At 62.9% G+C, this 18,857-nt stretch carries 20 protein-coding genes; 13 read left to right on the top strand and 7 right to left on the bottom strand.

Annotated elements, in window-relative coordinates; genetic code table 11:
- Window positions 1–47 precede the first annotated feature (47 nt).
- Window positions 48–254 (top strand): DUF2945 domain-containing protein, encoded by a 207-nt coding sequence (locus ACIQLI_RS16770; protein WP_400390420.1) that lies wholly within the window; start codon window positions 48–50, stop codon window positions 252–254.
- Between the two features lie 4 nt (window positions 255–258).
- Window positions 259–1,455, top strand: a complete 1,197-nt coding sequence (locus ACIQLI_RS16765) for an NAD(P)/FAD-dependent oxidoreductase (RefSeq protein WP_400390418.1) — start codon at window positions 259–261, stop codon at window positions 1,453–1,455.
- A 48-nt stretch (window positions 1,456–1,503) separates the two neighbouring features.
- On the opposite strand, the gene ACIQLI_RS16760 is transcribed toward ACIQLI_RS16765, so the two are convergent.
- From ACIQLI_RS16760 to ligD, 3 genes are all read right to left on the bottom strand, one after another.
- The gene (locus ACIQLI_RS16760) at window positions 1,504–2,397 is read right to left on the bottom strand and encodes a glucose 1-dehydrogenase (RefSeq protein WP_400390416.1); all 894 of its coding nucleotides are present in this window, start codon (window positions 2,395–2,397) and stop codon (window positions 1,504–1,506) included.
- Between the two features lie 143 nt (window positions 2,398–2,540).
- Window positions 2,541–3,812: a cation:proton antiporter gene (locus ACIQLI_RS16755; protein WP_400390414.1), complete on the bottom strand. Its 1,272-nt coding sequence runs from the start codon at window positions 3,810–3,812 to the stop codon at window positions 2,541–2,543.
- Window position 3,813: 1 nt separating this feature from the next.
- Entirely contained in the window at window positions 3,814–5,058 is a 1,245-nt protein-coding gene (gene ligD, locus ACIQLI_RS16750; protein WP_400390412.1) for a non-homologous end-joining DNA ligase, read from the bottom strand.
- 364 nt (window positions 5,059–5,422) lie between these two features.
- Between ligD and ACIQLI_RS16745 the strand changes: the two genes are divergently transcribed.
- Both ACIQLI_RS16745 and ACIQLI_RS16740 read left to right on the top strand, forming a co-directional pair.
- Window positions 5,423–5,773 carry a hypothetical protein gene (locus tag ACIQLI_RS16745; RefSeq protein ID WP_400390410.1) on the top strand — a complete coding sequence of 117 codons (351 nt, stop codon included), beginning with the start codon at window positions 5,423–5,425 and terminating at the stop codon, window positions 5,771–5,773.
- 83 nt (window positions 5,774–5,856) lie between these two features.
- Window positions 5,857–7,605 carry a pyruvate dehydrogenase gene (locus tag ACIQLI_RS16740; RefSeq protein WP_400390409.1) on the top strand — a complete coding sequence of 583 codons (1,749 nt, stop codon included), beginning with the start codon at window positions 5,857–5,859 and terminating at the stop codon, window positions 7,603–7,605.
- Window position 7,606: 1 nt separating this feature from the next.
- Here the strand turns inward: ACIQLI_RS16740 and uvrA are convergent, their stop codons facing one another.
- A complete protein-coding gene (uvrA, locus tag ACIQLI_RS16735; protein ID WP_400390689.1) occupies window positions 7,607–10,087 on the bottom strand; it encodes an excinuclease ABC subunit UvrA in 2,481 nt (826 codons plus the stop codon).
- Between the two features lie 205 nt (window positions 10,088–10,292).
- Between uvrA and ACIQLI_RS16730 the strand changes: the two genes are divergently transcribed.
- A complete protein-coding gene (locus tag ACIQLI_RS16730) occupies window positions 10,293–10,694 on the top strand; it encodes a nuclear transport factor 2 family protein (RefSeq protein ID WP_400390407.1) in 402 nt (133 codons plus the stop codon).
- Between the two features lie 28 nt (window positions 10,695–10,722).
- Here ACIQLI_RS16730 and arfB read toward each other — a convergent pair whose 3' ends face one another.
- Entirely contained in the window at window positions 10,723–11,142 is a 420-nt protein-coding gene (gene arfB, locus ACIQLI_RS16725) for an alternative ribosome rescue aminoacyl-tRNA hydrolase ArfB (protein WP_354226490.1), read from the bottom strand.
- A 103-nt stretch (window positions 11,143–11,245) separates the two neighbouring features.
- Between arfB and ACIQLI_RS16720 the strand changes: the two genes are divergently transcribed.
- From ACIQLI_RS16720 to ACIQLI_RS16695, 6 genes are all read left to right on the top strand, one after another.
- Window positions 11,246–12,070, top strand: a complete 825-nt coding sequence (locus tag ACIQLI_RS16720; RefSeq protein ID WP_400390404.1) for an ABC transporter ATP-binding protein — start codon at window positions 11,246–11,248, stop codon at window positions 12,068–12,070.
- Between the two features lie 44 nt (window positions 12,071–12,114).
- Complete coding sequence (locus ACIQLI_RS16715) at window positions 12,115–13,095, top strand: ABC transporter substrate-binding protein (RefSeq protein WP_400390687.1); 981 nt, start codon at window positions 12,115–12,117, stop codon at window positions 13,093–13,095.
- A gap of 9 nt (window positions 13,096–13,104) precedes the next feature.
- A complete protein-coding gene (locus tag ACIQLI_RS16710) occupies window positions 13,105–15,255 on the top strand; it encodes an iron ABC transporter permease (RefSeq protein WP_400390402.1) in 2,151 nt (716 codons plus the stop codon).
- Between the two features lie 54 nt (window positions 15,256–15,309).
- Window positions 15,310–15,705 carry a hypothetical protein gene (locus ACIQLI_RS16705; RefSeq protein WP_354226496.1) on the top strand — a complete coding sequence of 132 codons (396 nt, stop codon included), beginning with the start codon at window positions 15,310–15,312 and terminating at the stop codon, window positions 15,703–15,705.
- Window positions 15,706–15,777: 72 nt separating this feature from the next.
- A complete protein-coding gene (locus ACIQLI_RS16700; RefSeq protein WP_400390400.1) occupies window positions 15,778–16,413 on the top strand; it encodes a dihydrofolate reductase family protein in 636 nt (211 codons plus the stop codon).
- Entirely contained in the window at window positions 16,410–17,054 is a 645-nt protein-coding gene (locus tag ACIQLI_RS16695) for an MBL fold metallo-hydrolase (RefSeq protein ID WP_400390398.1), read from the top strand. The genes ACIQLI_RS16700 and ACIQLI_RS16695 overlap by 4 nt, the downstream gene beginning before the upstream one ends.
- A gap of 31 nt (window positions 17,055–17,085) precedes the next feature.
- Here the strand turns inward: ACIQLI_RS16695 and ACIQLI_RS16690 are convergent, their stop codons facing one another.
- Window positions 17,086–17,514: a hypothetical protein gene (locus ACIQLI_RS16690; protein ID WP_400390396.1), complete on the bottom strand. Its 429-nt coding sequence runs from the start codon at window positions 17,512–17,514 to the stop codon at window positions 17,086–17,088.
- A gap of 233 nt (window positions 17,515–17,747) precedes the next feature.
- On the opposite strand from ACIQLI_RS16690, the gene ACIQLI_RS16685 reads away from it, so the two are divergent.
- Together ACIQLI_RS16685 and ACIQLI_RS16680 are read left to right on the top strand one after the other, a co-directional pair.
- Window positions 17,748–18,230 (top strand): pyridoxamine 5'-phosphate oxidase family protein, encoded by a 483-nt coding sequence (locus ACIQLI_RS16685; RefSeq protein ID WP_400390394.1) that lies wholly within the window; start codon window positions 17,748–17,750, stop codon window positions 18,228–18,230.
- 6 nt (window positions 18,231–18,236) lie between these two features.
- Entirely contained in the window at window positions 18,237–18,593 is a 357-nt protein-coding gene (locus tag ACIQLI_RS16680; protein ID WP_400390392.1) for a TraR/DksA family transcriptional regulator, read from the top strand.
- Window position 18,594: 1 nt separating this feature from the next.
- Here ACIQLI_RS16680 and ACIQLI_RS16675 read toward each other — a convergent pair whose 3' ends face one another.
- Window positions 18,595–18,855 (bottom strand): hypothetical protein, encoded by a 261-nt coding sequence (locus tag ACIQLI_RS16675; RefSeq protein ID WP_354226508.1) that lies wholly within the window; start codon window positions 18,853–18,855, stop codon window positions 18,595–18,597.
- Between the last annotated feature and the right edge of the window lie 2 nt (window positions 18,856–18,857).

Raw genomic sequence — 18,857 nt, 5'->3', positions numbered from 1 at the left:
TGTGGAGCGCTTGAAATCGGAGCTGAACACCACACATTGGAGCGGACATGGCACTGGGCAAGGGAACGCGCGTGGAGTGGAATACCTCCCAAGGCAAGACGCACGGAAAGATTGTGGAGAAGAAGACCAGCGACTTCGTACTGGACGGCAACACCCACCGAGCCACTGAAGACGAGCCGCAGTATGTGGTGGAATCAGACAAAACAGGCGCACGTGCGGCGCACAAAGCCTCTGCTTTGACCGAAAAGAACTAGCGGTATGTCCCATCAGTACGATGTAGTCGTCATCGGCGGGGGCAATGCGGGAGTCTCGCTCGCGGCCCGGCTGAGCAGATACGGGGTCAAGAATATCGGCCTCATTGAACCCAAAGACCATCACCTCTATCAGCCGCTGTTTTCCCACATCGCCGGCGGCAGGGCTGCGGTCAAGGAAGCGACCCGCAGCCAGGCATCCGTGATGCCCAAAGGAGTCGCCTGGATCAAAGACCATGCGGTGGACGTGGACACCACGGCCAACACGGTGATGCTGGCCTCAGGCAGTACCGTGGGCTATCACCATCTGGTGGTGTGTCCCGGGCTCCAGTACCGATGGGATTCTGTGCCGGGTTTGGCCGAGGCTGTCCATTCCCCGTACGGTGCGTCCCACTACGAATTCGAGCTCGCACCCAAAGTCTGGTCGCTCTTGAGCAGTATGCGGTCCGGCACAGCGGTTTTTACCATGCCATCAGGACCTATTAAGTGTGGGGGCGCAAGCCAGAAGCCGATGTACTTGGCGTGTGACTACTGGCGGGAACAAGGTGTCTTGGACAAGATCCGGGTGGTGATGGTCCAGCCCTATCCCACCGTATTTGGCATCCCCGAGGTGGACAGGGAGCTTGAGCGGAAAATTGTTGAATACGGCATTGAGCTCCGGACCAACAGCGAATTGGTGGCTGTGGACGCTGCCGGCAGGCGAGCGACGATCCGCAACAATGTCACCAACACCACTGAGGACCTGACGTACGACGTCCTGAACGCTGTCCCGCCCCAGTCTGCTCCGGAGTGGCTCAAAGCTACGGATCTTCCAGCCCCTGGAGGGCAGGACGGGTTCGTCCACGTGGACACCAAAACGTTGCGCCACGTCCGCCACTCCAACGTGTGGTCCCTGGGCGACGCTGCAGCCACCACCAACTCCAAGGCCGGCGGTGCGCTGCGCAAGCAGACCAAGGTGGTGGCGAAGAACCTCGTGGCAGCCCGCCAGGGAAAACCTCCCGCGATGAAGTACGACGGCTACTCCGTATGCCCCTTCACTGTTTCGCGCACCACGGTGGTCTTCGCTGAATTCGACGACCACAATCGCCCTATGCCTACCATCCCGAAAGTTCCCACGTGGAAGGAAAGCCGGGTGTCGTGGTGGGTGGACCGCATCATGTTTCCCCAGGTCTACTGGCACATGATCCTCAAGGGCAGGGCTTAAGGACGAGTCCATTCCCACCACGTCAGCCACGAAACTGCCGGTTCCCGGCTAGGGCGTGGGGCTGCCGCCGTTGACGTTAAGGGTTTCGCCAACGACGTAGCTGGATTCGGGCGAAGCGAGGAATACGTACGCGGGGGCAAGCTCCGCCGGCTGGCCGGCCCGGCCCAGGGGAGTGGAGTGTCCGAACTCCGGCAAGGCCTCTTTGGGCTGACCGCTGCTCACCTGCAGTGGTGTCCAGATGGGGCCGGGTGCCACCGCGTTGACCCGGATGCCTTTGGGGGCGAGCTGCTGGGCCAGTCCCTTGGTGAAATTGTTAATGCTGGCCTTGGTGGTTGCATAGTCCACCAGTGTGGGCGAAGGGTTGTAGGCCTGGATTGACGTTGTGTTGATGATGGTCGAACCGGCGGGCAGGTGGGGCAGAGCTGCCCTGGTCAGCCAGAACATGGCATACACGTTGGTCTTCTGTGTGTGGTCGAATTGCTCGTCGGTGATGTCTGCGAGGTCTTCCTGTGCCACTTGCTTGCCTGCGTTGTTGACCAGGATGTCCACCCCGCCGAGGACGGCGACGGCGGTGTCCACTATTTCCTGGCATGTTGCGGAATCTTTGAGGTCGCCGGGCACCTTGACGGCCTTGCGGCCTGCGGCTTCAATGATGCCGGCAATCCGGGCGGCGTCTTCTTCCTCTTCGGGGAGGTAGGACAGCACGACGTCGGCACCCTCCCGCGCGAAGGCAATGGCCGTCGCCGCGCCGATGCCGGAGTCCGCGCCGGTGACGATCGCCTTGCGGCCTTCGAGCCGGCCGGTTCCGCGGTAGGTTTCCTCACCAAGATCCGCGGTGGGCGTCAACTCTGCGTCCAATCCTGGCTCGGGTTGGTGCTGCTTCGGTGGGGAGATTTGTTCGTAGGCGGTGACAGGGTTTCGGAAGGTGTACTGATCAGTCATGGTGGTCCTCCTGTTGTCTACGGGAGAAGCGCTGCGGATAAAGCGCCCCTGAAGCTAAGGAAGCTTATGAATCCACCCTAAGCATGGCTGGGTGCGTGCGCAAAACCTGGTGGCGGTTCCTTGTTGCCCGACGCTTGCTGCGCCTAAGTGTCGCTGCCGGAAGCGCCCGACGGCGGGAGGTCGCCGTCGGGCTTCTGCTGGGCTTGTGGACTGATGTCCGACCGCCGTGCCACCGCAGGGGCTGTTGCGTCTTTGCGCTGGAGTTGCATCAGGGCCACCAGGGGGAACAGTAGAACCGAGAGCATTCCGGCGCCTACAAGCGCGGAGGAGAATCCGCTGGTGATGAATCCCTGCTCCCGTCCGATGGTGGTCACGGCCACGATGATGGGCAGTCCCGTTGCCCCGAACAGCAGGATTGCCCGCTTTTGTGCCCGAGTCGAGCCCCGGGGCGCTGCCAACAAGGACGGCAGGCCGCGGATGACCAGCAGGAGGACCAGGAACAGCGGGACCAAAGCGAGGATAGCCGGGCTTGACGTCAACGCGCCGAGGTCAAAATCGATACCGGTATCGATGAAGAAGATGGGCACCAGGAATCCGAAGGCGACAGCATCGATTTTTGTTTCGATGACTCTTCGGTCAGCTTCGGGAGCCCGCGCGATGGTCACCTGCCAGAGGACGCCGGCCGCAAAGGCACCAAGCAGCATGTCCAGCCCCAACACCATGCTCAGGACAACCAGCGAGCTGAGGACCAGCATGATGGACCGCATGGCGAATTGGCTGCTGGTGTGGAGTGTCCTGGTGACCTGGGCGTGGAAGAGGGTGTGGCGGGCCTTCGAAGCGAAGAAGATGGCCACGCCGGTCAGCAGGACAAAACCCAACAACACCACTGAGGCCATTCCCACTTGCTTCCCTGTGAAGAACAGCGAAATCGCAATCAGGGGACCGAACTCACCCACGGCGCCCAAGGCTGCCACGGCAGTGCCGATGGGGGAGGTGGATTCACCGGCATCGCGGATGATGGGCAGCAGGGTTCCCAATGCCGTGGAGCACAAGGCCACTCCGATGATCACGGCTGCCTCGGGAGAGGGAGCCAGCACAAAGCCGGCGCCGACTCCGGCGGCCAAGGAGATCACCCATCCTGCCGAAGCACGTTTGATCGGGCGCCCGCGGATTGCCGTGAAGTCGATTTCGTTCCCTGCAACAAAAAACAGCATCGCCAGCCCGAAATCCGCCAAGGTGTCCGTGAACGGAGTGGATTCGATCCAGCCCAGCAAGCTGGGGCCAAGCAGGATCCCCAAGACAATTTCGAAGACCACAATCGGCACCTTGACCACGGGATCAAGCAGCCGAACTGCTATGGGAGCTACAACTGCCAACGCTGCGATGAGGACCAGTGACGCGGACAGGCCTTGCATGTCAGGACCCGGGCCGTCCGGGCCATGTCTTGCCCGCCCACGGATCGTAATCGGCAAGGAGTTCCCCCTGCGGCGGGCGCTCGCTGTCCGGAACGTGCTGCAGGTTGACCCGAACCCTGTACCAGAGGGAGCTGGATCCCCTCATCCCGTCAATAAGGACGTCTGCCGGGTGCAATGCGGAGACAACGTCCGGGTGCCGTTCTTTCCATTCTTCCAGCGCGGCGAGGGCCTCCGGTTTTGTTTTGGTGCGGGCCACCTCGATGAGCGGCATCGTGGACATCCGGCGGCCTGAGCCGTCCCCGCTCCGCGGAGCCTTTTCTGCCGGACCCAGCTCGGCAGCCAACGCCAGGAGCCCGTCGAGTGACCCCACGGCGTGGTCGATGCCGGCATGCGGATCACCCACATCGGCATAGCGGCCAGGGACAGTGAGGACCGTGAACTGGTCCGGCCGGGCTGAGCGTACTTCTGCCCAGGTCAGTGGTGTTGAGACGCGGGCATCGGGGAGTGACCGGACCGAGTAGGCAGAAGCAACGGTGCGGTCCTTGGCGTTCTGATTGAAGTCGACGAACACGCTTTCACCCCGTTCCTCTTTCCACCATCTGGCGGTGGCGAGCCCCGGAGCGCGGTTCTCCACCTCCCGGGCCAAGGTTTCGGCGGCGAGACGAACCTCGCGGTAGGACCAGTCCGGCGCGATCCGCACCAGGATGTGAAGCCCGCGCGAACCGCTTGTCTTCGGCCATCCCACCAATCCGACGTCGTCGAGTACGTCCTGCGCGACGTATGCGGTATCCACGATCTGTGACCAATCCACTCCCGGCATGGGGTCCAGGTCCACGCGAAGTTCGTCAGGGTGCTCCAGGTCCTCGGCGCGGACCGGGTGCGGATTGAGGTCAAGGCAGCCAAGGTTCACTACCCAGGCCAAGCCCGCGGCGTCCCGGATGACCGTTTCTTCAGCGGAGGTTCCGGAGGAGTAATGGAGTGTAGCTGTGTCGATGAACGGGGGATGGTTTTCCGGTACGCGCTTTTGGAAGAACGGCTCTGCATCGATGCCTTTGGGGAAGCGCTTGAGGACCATCGGCCGGCCGCCGGCTCCCCTCAGCGCACCATCGGCCATCTCAAGGTAGTAGCGGACCAGATCGAGTTTAGTCAGCCCGGGTTCGGGGAAAACCACTTTGTCCGGATTCGAGACGCGAACCTCAGCACCGTCAATGTCGAGGATCTCCGCGGGGGTCTTGGAGGGGCTCATGCGGTCACGCTAGCAACGAACGGCTGTCCCAGCCAGAGGAATGGAAGAAAAAGTGGTTCCATGCCGTTACCGCACCCACCGGAATTGCAGAACTGGCATTTAAATTAAAAGTAGGTATGGTGATGATGAAGCATCTACGAATGGAGTGATCGGAATGTCAGGTAAATCCCCAAACGGAGCAAAGTCGAAAAAGTCTGGAAAGACCATATTGGAGAAGCGTGCGGAAAAGAGGGCAAAGGCTGAGGGCAGCGACAACGTCTTCTCCAAACCGCGAAAGAACCAGAGGTAGCCATGGGTCCGGCTAGTCCTCGTGCGGACGTCCCAGACGTGATGGATTAATCGTTAAGGTCATGAAAGTGCGTTCATGAAGCAAAAAGTCTCGGCACTTATTGTGCCGGCCCGCATATCCTTGCCTGTTGGATTGGAATGGATCGGGCGTGGCCTGGACATTCGGCAGAAATTGGTCAAGGGAAATGTTGAGACAATTAACGGCACGGGATGGCACGTTTTCCTCAATGATGAGGCCAGGTTCATTCCCCTGCCCCTCAACCCGCGCGCAGAGGTGTTGATACGCGAAGCGGGCCTCCGGATTGAGGACACCGTCCGTGGCGACGCCGTCTTCCTCGGTCATGCAAGCAACGGTGAGGACACCTGCGCTCCGGAGCATCTGTTGACCATGGCGGAACGCCTCTTCGGGACCCGTTTGGCGGCGTAGGGGCCACTCAGCCAGAGCAAAGCAAAGCCGACTATATTTGGCCATGTCAGCCCACCACCACACCCTGAGGGAGTCTGCACACTATGGCCAAGGAACTTGCCACCCAACTCATCGAACAACTCCAGGCTGCCGGAGTGCAGCGGATCTACGGCATAGTCGGCGACAGCCTCAACCCGATCGTTGACGCTGTCCGCCAGACCGGAGGTTCGGCAAAGGGAGGCATCGACTGGATCCATGTACGCCACGAGGAAGCCGCAGCGTTCGCCGCCGCTGCGGAGGCGCAACTTACCGGCAGGCTTGCCGTCTGCGCAGGATCGTGCGGCCCTGGCAACTTGCACTTGATCAACGGCTTGTACGACGCCAACCGCACTGGAGCCCCCGTGCTGGCCATCGCTTCGCATATTCCCAGCAAACAGATCGGCAGCGGCTTCTTCCAGGAAACCCATCCGGACCGTCTGTTCACCGAATGCTCGGTGTATTCGGAACTGATCAGTACCGCGGAGCAGGCACCACGGGTCATGCACAGTGCCATCCAGAACGCCATTGCCCTGAGGGGAGTCTCTGTGGTCACTCTCCCAGGCGACATCGCCGGCCTGGAAGCCACGGTCCCCACGCCGGCGCCGGCCACGTTCCGGCCCGCAACGGTGGTGCCCGATCCTACGAGCGTCCAGGATTTGGCCAAGGCCATTAACGACGCCGATAAGGTGGCCATTTTTGCCGGTGCCGGCGTTGCGGGAGCCCATAGGGAACTCATGGCGCTGGCAGAGCTCATCAAAGCTCCCATTGGGCACTCCCTCCGGGGCAAGGACTTTGTCCAGTACGACAATCCGTTCGACATTGGCATGACCGGGTTGCTCGGTTACGGTGCTGCGGCAGAGGGTATTGAGGACGCTGACCTGCTGATCCTGCTGGGCACCGACTTTCCCTACGATCAATTCCTGCCGGATACCCGGACAGCCCAAGTGGACCGGGCCGCGCAGCGGCTGGGCCGACGGACCGACGTCGATATTGCCGTCCACGGCGACGTCCTCCCAACACTTAAAACTCTGCTGCCACTGGTCCAGGCAAAGAAGAGCCGCCGATTCCTCGATCAGATGCTCAAGAAGCACGACCGCCTGATGAACAAAGCCGTGGGTGCCTACACCCGCAAAGTGGAGAAGAAGCAACCGATCCACCCCGAATATGCCGCCTCCTTGCTGGACCAGGTTGCAGCAGAGGACGCCATCTTCACGGCTGACACCGGCATGTGCAACGTCTGGACCGCGCGCTACATCAACCCTTTGGGCACGCGGCGACTGATCGGTTCCTTCCTTCATGGCTCCATGGCCAACGCCCTGCCGCACGCGATTGGTGCGCAAGTGGCGTATCCCGGCCGGCAGGTGGTTTCGGTCTCCGGTGATGGCGGCCTGTCCATGTTGCTGGGTGAGCTCATCACCGTTGCCGCGCACAAGTTGCCCGTGAAGGTGGTGGTGTTCAACAACTCCACGCTGGGCATGGTCAAGCTGGAGATGCTGGTGGATGGACTCCCTGACTTCGGCGTGGATGTGCCGGACGCTGACTACGCGGCAGTTGCCAAAGCGTTGGGCTTCCATGCAGTGCGCGTCACTGATCCAGCGGATATCGAGGCTGCGTACAGGGAGGCCTTTGCGCACCCTGGACCCTCACTGGTGGAGCTCATCACCGATCCGAACGCGCTGTCCATTCCGCCGAAGATCTCCGGGTCCCAGGTCATCGGATTTGCTACAGCCATGTCCAAAGTGGTCCTGAACCGGGGCGCAGGCGAGGCCGTCAGCATGGCCCGCAGCAACCTGCGCAACATCCCGCGGCGCTGACTCACTGCCGGAGCGCGGCAGCCAGGTACGGGGCCGTCCGACTTTCCGCTGAGCGCGCGACGACGGCGGGCGTGCCGGTGGCGATCACCTCGCCACCGGCGTCGCCGCCGCCTGGTCCCAAATCGATCACCCAATCTGCCTCCGCCACCACGTCCATTTCGTGCTCCACCACGATCACGGTGTTGCCGGCATCGACCAGCCTGTGAAGCTGCTTCATCAGCAGCTGCACGTCAGCGGGGTGCAATCCCGTGGTGGGTTCATCCAGCAGGTACAGGGTGTGCCCGCGCTGGACGCGCTGAAGTTCGGTGGCGAGTTTGATGCGTTGGGCTTCCCCGCCGGATAGCTCCGTGGCAGGCTGCCCCAACCGGAGGTAACCCAGCCCCACGTCTTTCAAAGTTTGCAGGCTTCGCGACACGGATGGCAGATCTGAGAGGAACCCGGATGCTGTTGAAACGGTCATGCCCAGGACCTCGGCGATGGTCCGGCCGCGGTAGGTAACTTCCAGGGTCTCCGGGTTGAAGCGGGAACCGTTGCACTCGGGGCAGGGGCCGTAGCTTCCCGGCAGGAACAACAACTCCACCGCCACGAACCCCTCTCCCTGGCATGTTTCGCAGCGGCCGCCGGCGACGTTGAACGAGAACCTTCCTGCGCCGAAACCCCGGGCGCGGGCGCCGTCAGTGGCCGCGAATTCCTTCCGTACACCATCGAAAAGCCCCGTATAGGTGGCCAGGTTGGAGCGCGGAGTGCGGCCGATGGGCCTTTGGTCCACTTTCACGAGGCGATCCAGGCGGTGCAGCCCGGAGACGACCGCGGTCCCCGGTGCCGCGGCGGGCGACTCGCTGTCCGTGGACTCCGGATGCAGTTCGGCGCTGACAACATCGGCCAGGACCTGGCTGACCAACGTGGACTTACCCGAGCCGGAAACGCCCGTCACAGCCGTAAGCACGCCCAAGGGAAAATCAACCGTAAGCCCGCGGAGGTTGTGCCGGGTGATTCCGCGAAGCTCCAGCGACTCATCCCATGAGCGGGCAGCACCTGTACCGGCTAGGCTGCCGTCGGGGAAAAGGAAGGGCCTGGTCACGGAATCCTGCACATCTTCCAGACCGCCCACGGGGCCGCTGTAGAGGACCTGTCCGCCGCCCTCACCGGCATGCGGTCCAACGTCCACCAACCAGTCCGCGGCCCGGACGAAGTCCATGTTGTGCTCCACAACGAACACTGAGTTCCCGGACGCCTTGAGCTGGTTCAGGACCTCAAGCAAGGGTTCGGCATCAGCAGGATGAAGCCCGGCGGACGGTTCATCCAGCACGTAGATGACACCGAAAAGGCCGGAGCGCAGCTGCGTGGCGATCCTGAGCCTTTGCATCTCGCCGGGGGAGAGCGTGGGTGTTGCGCGCCCCAGCGCCAGGTAGCCCAGGCCAAGTTCCAGGAGCACGGTAACCCTGGCGAGCAGGTCACGGGTGATGGCGACCGCCACCTCGTTGCTTTCTCCGGACGTCTGGGTGCGGGACGCCGTACCCGCGGCGGTGAGCCCGGCGGTGGGCTTGATGATCTCTGCCAGTTGGGTCATGGGCAGGGCGTTGAGCTCTGCGATCGTCTTACCGGCGAAGGTGACTGCGAGCGCGTCGGGCCTGAGTCCGCTGCCGTCGCACCGTGGGCACCGGCCGGTCTCCATGAAGCGCAGCACCCGGTCCCGCATGGTGGTGCTCTTGGAGTCCGCGAGCGTGTGGAGGACATAGCTTTTAGCGCTCCAGAACCGTCCTTTATAGGGCTTGGCGACGCGATCGCGTTGGGGTGTCACTTCCACCACTGGCTGGTCTTCGGTGAAGAGGATCCAGTTTCGGTCCTTTTTCGGCAGTTTTTTCCAGGGCGTGTCCACGTCATAGCCCAGGTGGGTGAGGATGTCCCGGAGGTTCTTGCCTTGCCAGGCGCCCGGCCAAGCGGCTATGGCGCCGTCGCGAATGCTGAGGGAGGGATCGGGAACTAAGGATGCTTCGCTGACCGTGTGGGCAACGCCCAGGCCGTGGCACTCGGGGCATGCTCCGGCGGCGGTGTTGGGGGAGAACGCGTCTGAGTCCAGTTGCTTGGCGCCTTGCGGGTAACGCCCGGCCCGGGAGAACAGCATGCGCAGTGAGTTGGAGAGGGTTGTCACTGTACCCACGCTGGAACGTGCGGTAGCGGTGCCGCGGCGTTGTTGGAGCGCGACGGCGGGTGGCAGCCCGGTGATGGTCTCCACCTTGGGGTTGTGGCCCTGTTGGATCAGGCGGCGGGCGTAGGGGGCCACGGATTCGAAGTAGCGGCGCTGTGCTTCGGCAAAGATGGTGCCGAAGGCCAGGGAGGATTTTCCGGAGCCGGAGACGCCGGTGAACGCGACGATCGCATCCCTGGGCACGTCCACGTCAACGGTGCGGAGGTTGTTTTCGCGTGCTCCCCGTACCCGGACGAATCCATCATCGGGTCCGGTAGACGGCGTTGCCGGCATCTCGGGAACGGGCCGCTGGGAATTTGTCAGTACGCTGTCCATTGCTATGACTCTAGCGGCGTTCGCAGCCGGGCGCTTGCCGGGGCCCGCTTCCAGCCTCGGCGCTAAGGGGCGGGAATGATGAAGTCGCGCCTACCGGCAGGTGATGCGTTGCTGTGGTGGTTGAGGGTAGTGCAACAGGGTCCCCAGGAGGACAATGCGGATCATGGCTGACGAAATCCTGGATGAACAGCGCACCAACGAGAACGTGGTCAAGCGGCTGATCGACTGCATCAACGATCACCAGATCGAGGTCATGGATGAGCTGTTCCATGACGACGCCGTGATGCATTGGCCTCAATCCGGGGAAGTGGTTCGCGGGGCTGAGAACCGCAGGGCCATCTACAGCGCCTTCCCGCAACTACCCACCATTACGCCCCGCCGCCTCCTGAGCGGCGGTAACCTGGTGACTGCTGAGGCTCTGCTGGACTATGGCGGACCTACCTTTGAGACAGTCTTCATCTTCGAATTCCGCGACGGCAGGATCACCAAGGAAACCGCCTACTGGAGCGAAGCCTTCCCAGCTCCCGAGTGGCGCGCGCAGTGGGTTGAGGTCAGTAAGGCTTAGTCAGGCTCAGGGCCGCCCGCAATCGTTGCTACTCTGCGGGGGGCCGGCGTCGTTGCTGCTTGGTGGCGGACCTGAGTTCCTTGGCCGCGCGGTGACGGCGAGCCGAGCCGCGGGTGGGTTTGGAAGCGCGGCGTATTGATTCCGGGACAAGGCCGGCCCTGATAATGTCAGCGAGTTTGGCCAGGGCGATCTCGCGGTTCCGCAGTTGCGATCGCTCCTCGGAGGCCGTCACTGTGATGACTCCGTCAACAAGCTTCGGCCCCAGTCGCCTGAGCAGCAGCTGGAGTTGCCCATCCGTCAGGGCCGCAGTCCTGGCAACGTTCCACATCAGTTCGGCCCGGCTGTCGGTGGTGTTGACGTGCTGGCCGCCGGGTCCCGACGACCGCGAAAACCGCCAGGACAACTCCGAGGCGGGAACGGTCACTGCGGGGGAGATGTCCAAGTCCATGGGTCAAGCCTTGCACGTTCCGAGCCATCCGGAGACGGCGTGTGGGAGGCATCCTCCGACACGGTTTTAGAAATTAGGTAAGCCTAAGCTAATCTTTCGTTTTGTGATTGAACTGAGTGAACTCTCCGGGCTTGAAGCCACAGACCTGGTCCTCCGCTATGGGGACAAGGACGTGGTACACGGCGCCGGGCTGCATCTGGAGCCAGGGCGCATCGTGGCTCTGGTGGGTCCGAACGGCAGTGGCAAATCCACGCTGCTGCGTGCGCTCGCCCGGCTGCATGAGGCCTCCTCCGGAAATATCAGGGTCCGGCCGGACGGTGGAGAGGCATCGGATGCGCTGATGATGAAGCGCAGTGACTTCGCCCGCCACGTAACGCTGTTGTCGCAGAGCCGGCCCGTGCCGCACGGACTGAGCGTTCGTGACGTCGTGGAGTTCGGTCGCCATCCGTACCGCGGACGGTGGCGTGCTGCCGATCCCGAGGGACCCGCCGCTGTCCACCGCGCCATGGAGCTGACAGGCGTAGCTGAACTTGCTGATCGTGGTGTCCAGGAACTCTCCGGCGGGCAACTGCAACGGGTGTGGCTGGCTAGCTGCCTGGCCCAGGATACGTCGGTGTTGCTCCTCGATGAACCAACCAACCACCTGGACCTCCGGTACAAAGTGGAGATCTTTGACCTGATGTACGACCTCGCCCGCATCCACGGTGTGGCGGTCGGCGTGGTCCTGCACGACCTCGATGAAGCAGCCGCGCTGGCCGACCATGTGGTGGTTCTCTCGGAGGGTCGGATTGCAGCAGCGGGCCCGGCCCACGAAGCCCTCGACGCAGCGCTGTTGAGCGACATCTATTCAATCCGCATCGTGACCCACACTGATCCGCTGACCGGCCGGCTGCGCACCCGCGCGGTGGGCCGGCACAACGACAGCTGAAGACCTCCAACCAACGTCAGCACCCCAACATGAAAGGGACCCCTGTGTCCATGAAGATCCACAAGGCCCTGGCCGCCACTGCTGCCTTGGCAGTCCTGCTCACCGGCTGCGGCACTACCGAAGGGCCCGCCAGCCAGGCGTCCAACACCGCCGCGGCCGGCGAAGCCATCACCGTGACTGACGCCCGCGGCACCGAGATCAAGCTCGACGGCCCAGCCAAGCGCGTGGTGGGCACCGAATGGAACGTAGTGGAGAACCTGACCACCCTCGGTGTCATGCCGGTAGGCGTGGCGGACGTCAAGGGCTACAACGCCTGGGTTACCGCCGGCAAGCTGGACAGCACTCCCACGGACATTGGAACCCGCAACGAGCCCAGCTTCGACACCATCGCATCCCTCGATCCTGACCTGATCGTTGCGACCACTGATCTCGCTGAACCCGTCATCAAACAGCTCGAAGAGTTGGCTCCAGTTGTTGTGGTGAAATCCGCCGATGGCAGCCGCCAAATTGCGCAGGCTGAAGACAACTTGAAGCTGGTCGCCAAAGCAACCGGCACGGAGAAGAAGGCTGACGAGGCCATCGCAGCGTTTGATGCCGCCGTTATCAAGGGCAAAGCGGAGCTTGAGAAGGCCGGCCTCGGCGGTTCCCGCGTGGCCTTCGCCGATGGCTGGGTTGCTGACGGCAAGGTCTCCATCCGCCCCTACACCAAGGGATCCCTGCTGGCTGACATCAATACCGAACTGGGGCTTGTTGACCCTTGGACAGTTGAAGGTGACCCTGCCTACGGCTTGGGTTCCACGGACGTCGAAGGCCTGACCGCCGTCAACGCCGACCACTTTGTCTACATCACCAACAGTGCCGACGGTGACTTCACCGAGCAGCTGACCGGCAACGCCGTGTGGAAGTCCCTTCCGTTCGTAACCTCCGGCAACGTGCACCGCCTTTCTGATGGCATCTGGATGTTCGGGGGCCCTGCCTCGATGACCCAGTATGTCGACGCGATCGTCGCGTCCCTCACCAAGTAGTCCCACCACATGACCGACACTGTGAAGAGGCCCGCCATGACCGTACCCACGGCCGTGGCAGGTGCTCCCGCCCTCACACCGCCCACCGGACACGGCACCCGCCAAGGCGTTCGGCGTCTTACCGGCCCGGTCCTCGCGGCTGCGGCCGGGATGGTTGTCCTGGTTATGTTGTCGGCGATCCACCTCACGCAAGGAACGGCCGACGTCGGGCCGTTGCAGTTGCTGGGGCTGGTCACCGGTGGCGGAACTGACCAGGAAACCGCAGTGTTGGTCGCCTCGCGCGTACCGCGGCTTTTCGCCGGCCTGTTGGTCGGCATCGCGTTGGGGGTGGCCGGTGCAGCACTGCAGTCGGCCACCCGCAACGTTCTTGCTTCCCCGGACACCCTGGCAGTCAACGCCGGAGCCCACTTTGCCATCGTGGCAGTGGCCGCGTTCGGGCTGACGTTGCCGGCGCTGCTGTCCGGGGGTATCGCCTTCATCGGCGGACTTGCTGCGGCAATGCTGGTTCTGGCATTGTCCGGTGGGGGAGCCAACGGCAACGGCGGTCCCATCCGCTTGGTGCTGGCCGGCACAGCACTGGCCCTCGGCCTGCATTCGGCCACCAGCGCCCTGTTGCTGTTGTTCAGCCAGGAAACCACCGGACTCTACGCCTGGGGGCAGGGCAGCCTTGCCCAGTCACGCACTGATGAGCTGATCCAGTTCACACCGGTCATTCTTCTGGCCATTGCAGGCTTGTTCCTCCTCGCCCGGAGGATGGATTTACTCGGCCTGGGCGACGACGCCTCCCGGCTGGCAGGTGCGGATCCGCGTCTGGCCCGGGTCGGCGCCGTCGTGCTGGCCGTTGGCCTGTCCGCAGCGGCAGTAACCATCGCCGGGCCGATTGGGTTCGTGGGTCTGTGCGCCCCGGCAATCGTTCGGCTGCTGGCCTCCCGGCTCCGCGGCCTGGGACGGCACCGGGCGTTGCTGCCCATCTCCGGGTTGGCCGGTGCAGTGGTGGTCATCGGAGCCGACGTTCTTGTCCGTGGCCTCTTTGGTGCCCAAGCCGGCGTCGAAGTCCCCACCGGTGCGGTCACCACGGTCTTCGGCGCCGTCTTTCTGGTGGTCCTGGCCATGCGGATGTCCGATGCCGGATTGAGTGTTGCAGGCGACGCCTTGGCGCGGCTGCGTTCACGGCGGTTCTTCCTTACTGTCTTGATCGGGCTTCTGGTGGTGCTCACTGGCTTACTGGTGGCCGGAGCGCTGCTGGGCGATGCGAAACTCCTGCTCGGTGATCTGGTCAATTGGCTTACGGGCCAGTCCGGAAACCGCGTCAGTGCCGTGCTGGGTACGCGTATGCCACGGGTCCTGGCAGCGGTTCTTTCCGGAGCTGCCCTGGCTCTTGCCGGTGCGCTCATCCAGGCAGTCTCCCGGAACTCCTTGGCCGAGCCTGGAATTCTGGGGGTGTCCGGCGGCGGCGGACTGGCGGCAATCCTCGTCATCACCACCGTCCCCACTGCCGGCTCATGGGTCATCACGGGCTCCGCGCTGGGCGGCGCGGCATTGTCGGCGCTGCTGGTCTTCGGCCTCGCCTTCCGTGGAGGGCTCCAGCAGAACCGCCTGGTATTGATAGGCATCGGTGTCTCCGCGGGATTGGCCGCCATGATTACTGTCCTCTTGGTGAGCACCGACCCGTTCAACCAGACGAAGGCGCTCACGTGGTTGTCCGGCTCCACATATGGCCGTAACTTCGCGTCGGTCCTGCCGCCGCTCCTAGCTCTACTGGTTTCGCTTCCCGTGCTGGCGGGAATGCGGCGGGACCTGGACCTCATTGCGGTGGATGACGATTCTCCCCGTGTGCTGGGCATCGGGCTGTCCGGATCGCGCCTCCTCCTGCTCTCAATCGCGGTGCTCTTGACGGCGGGTGCTGTTTCATCGGTGGGCGTGATCGCGTTTGTCGGTCTGGTGGCCCCCCACGGTGCCCGTACCTTGGTGGGGGCGCGGCACTCCCGCGTGCTTCCGGTGGCCGCCCTCATTGGGGCCGGCACGGTGGTATTCGCAGACGTGATGGGCAGGACGGTCATTGCTCCCGCGCAGATTCCGGCGGGCATCATGACGGCCCTGGTGGGAGCACCGTACTTCGTCTATCTGTTGTGGCGGTCCCGGGTGGACCGAAACGTCTGACCTCCCGCTTCATGACCTCCCGGACAGCGGCCTCCAGCACATAGGATCGACTCTATGGCCGGTACCGTGGATGTTCTTGGCCCCATTCTGGAAATGATGACCTGGGTGGGGTTTGTCCCGGGTGTGCCGTTGTTGATCATTGCCTGGATCATCGCCAAGCGCCGGTGCGTTTGGGTGACCGCGGACGGTGAGCGTTTCGCCGCGGGCGGATTCATGGGCCTCCACTGGGTTGACCAGTCAGATGAGGAACGCAAAGTCCTGTTGGATGTCCCTGCCGGCGCCGGGGGCTATGAGCCCCGGGCGGTGGTGGTCCACTACGACGTCTGCCACCCTTCGCGCTGCTCGCTTGAACCACCGCGGCACGACCACACAGTGCTGATTGTCGGGTGGATCCTCACTGGAGTCGGCATCCTGAGTACACTGGGCGGATTTGCCCTCCTGGTGTTTTAGCCGCGACCCCCTTGAATGGCTCTCCGCTCCGGGGCTAGCATGGCCCGCACGGTAAATCCGAGGAGGCATCCCATGAGCGAGTCAACCGTCAGTGAGTCATCGGCAACCCTGATGGTGGACCTGATCATCTCCCTGGACGGCTACGCCTCCGCGGAGGGGTGGCCTGGTTGGTGGGGCCTTGAAGGCCCTGAGTACCTTGCGTGGCTTGAGGAGGAAGGCAAAAAGGACCTCACCATGCTGATGGGCGCCAACACCTATCGGGTGATGTCCAGCATGTCCGAGCAAGCCTTGGGGGATGAATCCGGATTTTCCGAAGAGGAAGGCGCCAGCTTGTCAGGTCTGGCGGCCATGCCCAAAGTCATCTTCTCCTCCACCCTCAAAGAACCCTTGGCCTGGCCCAATTCGGAGTTGGTGTCCGGCGATGCCGTTGAAGCGGTGAAGGAAATGAAGCGGACGCGCACGGGCACACTGAGCACCCTCGGCAGTCTTAGCCTCTGCCGGTCAGTGCTGACGGCCGGTCTGGTGGATAGGTATCGGCTGGTGGTTTTTCCCGTCATTACCGGCAAGACCGGGCATGAACGGATTTACGATGGCTACCCGGACGTGGCACTTGAGCTGGTGGACAGCCGGACTTTTGATGGGCGGTCCCAACTACTGGAATACATTCCGAGGGTTATCGACGGACCTCCGGGAAGCCGACAGCCATGAGCCGGACACTGGAAACGATCGTCCAGCAAGTGCATCTGCCCGCTGGAATGGCTGGACCGGACAAGCTCAGCTTCGACGTACGCTGCTTCGTGCTTCCCGTGGCTGAAGGAATTGTCCTGATCGATACGGGCCTGACCGGCAGTATCGTCGAGATCGAACTGGCGCTGGACCGGGTTGGCGCGGGCTGGAGTGATGTCTCGGACGTCGTGCTGACGCATTCGCATCCGGATCACGTTGGCGGTTTGGACGTCGTCCTGTCCAGGACGACGGGAGTTGCGGTGTGGGCCGGCGACGGCGAGTCCGATGCCGTGGTCCCGGGTGGGCTGATGCGGCCAGCCGCTGAGGGTCAGCAGATTCGTGGGCTGCGGGTTATCCGGACACCCGGGCATACCGAGGGCCACATCAGTTTGTTGTTGGAAGATGAGGGCTTGATGTTCGTGGGCGACACCGTGGGTGTCATGGAGGGGATCATGGTGCGACCACCCGCGCCTTTTACCGCTGATCCAGCGGAGGCCGAACGTTCGCTCTGGAAGATCGCCCACATGTCTCCGGACAGGATGGTGTTCTCCCACGGTCCCGAACTCCCGGATGCGGGCTCACGGCTGGTTGCGCTGCTCGAGGAGCCCTCAGCCGCTTCGTAGCGGCTGAGGGATGAGCGGGAAGACAGGATCTTCACCGTGGGTGCTGGACCTGGTTGTCAAAGAAGGGCGCCAGGCAGTCCGCGTAGTGGTTCATTGCCTCGGAAAAGGTGAGCAGCCGGATGGTATCCGGCCCGGCAGTTTCCGTTGCGTGGGCGTCCGCTTCATCAACAAGGCACAGCAGCGGTTCTGCGCTGAAACCGTTAGCGGTTAACGTGGCAATTCCCCAAGGATGGTCGGGATCGGCCACTGAGATGCCTGCTGCGTCAAAGGTGTCCCTGAGGGCATTGCCCGTCACAGTCCGCCACGACTGCAGGTACGGCGGCCTCAGTTGTTCAATGAGGTCCTCATCCCTGGCTTCATAGGCTGAGCCCAGTGCTGTGGTGAGGCCGTCCCACTCCTGGGCGTCGCGGACCATGAGGTGCGCGGCCCGCAGGTGGGCAAGTGTTTCGTCCAACGTCATGGCAGTCCCCAAACTTCCCGTCTTTTGCGTGCCCTGCGGAGGCACGCCTGACCGCCGTCGGCCGTCATCATCAAGGAGAACGGACAACAAGCCGCCATGATTCCCGGCAGGCCGCGTGTTGTGTATTCCTGGCCTTTTACAGACATTCCTTGGCCTCCTAGTAAATCAGTAGTCTTACTATTAGGCTGACCGTTTGGGGAAAGTCCCCGGTACGGAAAAGAGTGAGGCGAGGCATGACAGAAGAGCAGGACATCAAGAAGGTCACGGACATCATCAACGACTCCAGGATCGGAATGCTGACCACCATCAACGAAGACGGCGCGTTGGTCAGCCGTCCGCTCGCCGTTCAGGACGTCAAGGACGACGGCGACATGTGGTTCTTTACGGGATTGGACACCTCGCAGGTGGCGCATGTCCGGCAGGATGCCCGGGTCAACGTGTCCTTCGGCAAGAACACGGAGTGGGTTTCGGTGGCTGGCGCCGCTGAAGTCGTTACGGATCGCCAGAAGATCCGGGATCTGTGGAACCAAGTGGTGGAAGCCTGGTACCCCGATGGGCCTGACACTCCGGAGGTTTGCCTGCTGCACGTCGATTCAGACTCGGCGGAATATTGGACCAGTCCGGGCGGAACAGCCGCAACGGTGCTTCAGTGGGTCAAGTCCAAGGTCACCAACTCCCGGTTCAGCGTGGGCGAGAGCGGGACCGTGGAACTCTGAACCGTCGTGGAGGACTTGGGGCGGTTCAGAGTCCTCCTTGAGGAGGAGCGGGACCGCAAAGTGACACTGGTAACAGCGCTGCGGAGCGACATCACCTCGGTGAGCCTTGCGCGGCAGGACTCCAATGTGGACGACGAGCATGATCCCGAGGGCAGCACCATAGCGTTCGAACTGTCGCAAGCTGAAGCCCTCTTGGAACAAAGCCGTGCCGGCCTGGAGGAGATCAACGCGGCCCTGGAGCGGATTGCCGAGGGCAGCTACGGAAGGTGCCAGGTGTGCGGGGCGGCCATTCCGGTGGCCAGGCTCGAGGCCCGGCCGTGGACGTGCTTCTGCGTGGAGCACGCCTCCGGCCGGCGACGGTGAGCTACGTGGACATGCCCGGCGAGACGGGAATGAATTCGATGGTTTGCTGGACCTTCTTCCGGGGTCCGCGATTGAACCCTTTGGCGTCAAGGTTGTTGCCGGCGCGATAGGCAGCCAGGGCTTCATCGTAGATGTCGTTGAGCCGTTGCCCGGTAAATACTTCCTGGGTGCCGTCAGTGAAGAGTATGGAAACCGAGGCACCGACCGGGAAGTGTCTCTTCATCCGGACGAAGCCTTCGGGGTCTTGCTGCAGGGAGATCAAAG

Source organism: Paenarthrobacter sp. NPDC091669 (genome assembly GCF_044756725.1).
In the GTDB taxonomy this organism is placed as follows: Bacteria; Actinomycetota; Actinomycetes; order Actinomycetales; family Micrococcaceae; genus Arthrobacter; species Arthrobacter bambusae_C.
This window is presented reverse-complemented; position numbering and strand designations above follow the sequence as displayed.

Bases quoted from the DNA above. Each gene is read 5' to 3' on its own strand.
- ACIQLI_RS16745 (WP_400390410.1), top strand. From the start codon at position 5,423: ATGAAGCAAAAAGTCTCGGCACTTATTGTGCCGGCCCGCATATCCTTG.
- ligD (WP_400390412.1), bottom strand. From the start codon at position 5,058: ATGAGCCCCTCCAAGACCCCCGCGGAGATCCTCGACATTGACGGTGCT.
- ACIQLI_RS16740 (WP_400390409.1), top strand. From the start codon at position 5,857: ATGGCCAAGGAACTTGCCACCCAACTCATCGAACAACTCCAGGCTGCC.
- ACIQLI_RS16760 (WP_400390416.1), bottom strand. From the start codon at position 2,397: ATGACTGATCAGTACACCTTCCGAAACCCTGTCACCGCCTACGAACAA.
- ACIQLI_RS16695 (WP_400390398.1), top strand. From the start codon at position 16,410: ATGAGCCGGACACTGGAAACGATCGTCCAGCAAGTGCATCTGCCCGCT.
- ACIQLI_RS16730 (WP_400390407.1), top strand. From the start codon at position 10,293: ATGGCTGACGAAATCCTGGATGAACAGCGCACCAACGAGAACGTGGTC.
- ACIQLI_RS16685 (WP_400390394.1), top strand. From the start codon at position 17,748: ATGACAGAAGAGCAGGACATCAAGAAGGTCACGGACATCATCAACGAC.
- ACIQLI_RS16770 (WP_400390420.1), top strand. From the start codon at position 48: ATGGCACTGGGCAAGGGAACGCGCGTGGAGTGGAATACCTCCCAAGGC.
- arfB (WP_354226490.1), bottom strand. From the start codon at position 11,142: ATGGACTTGGACATCTCCCCCGCAGTGACCGTTCCCGCCTCGGAGTTG.
- ACIQLI_RS16705 (WP_354226496.1), top strand. From the start codon at position 15,310: ATGGCCGGTACCGTGGATGTTCTTGGCCCCATTCTGGAAATGATGACC.
- ACIQLI_RS16710 (WP_400390402.1), top strand. From the start codon at position 13,105: ATGACCGACACTGTGAAGAGGCCCGCCATGACCGTACCCACGGCCGTG.
- ACIQLI_RS16755 (WP_400390414.1), bottom strand. From the start codon at position 3,812: ATGCAAGGCCTGTCCGCGTCACTGGTCCTCATCGCAGCGTTGGCAGTT.
- ACIQLI_RS16700 (WP_400390400.1), top strand. From the start codon at position 15,778: ATGAGCGAGTCAACCGTCAGTGAGTCATCGGCAACCCTGATGGTGGAC.
- ACIQLI_RS16765 (WP_400390418.1), top strand. From the start codon at position 259: ATGTCCCATCAGTACGATGTAGTCGTCATCGGCGGGGGCAATGCGGGA.
- uvrA (WP_400390689.1), bottom strand. From the start codon at position 10,087: ATGCCGGCAACGCCGTCTACCGGACCCGATGATGGATTCGTCCGGGTA.
- ACIQLI_RS16690 (WP_400390396.1), bottom strand. From the start codon at position 17,514: ATGACGTTGGACGAAACACTTGCCCACCTGCGGGCCGCGCACCTCATG.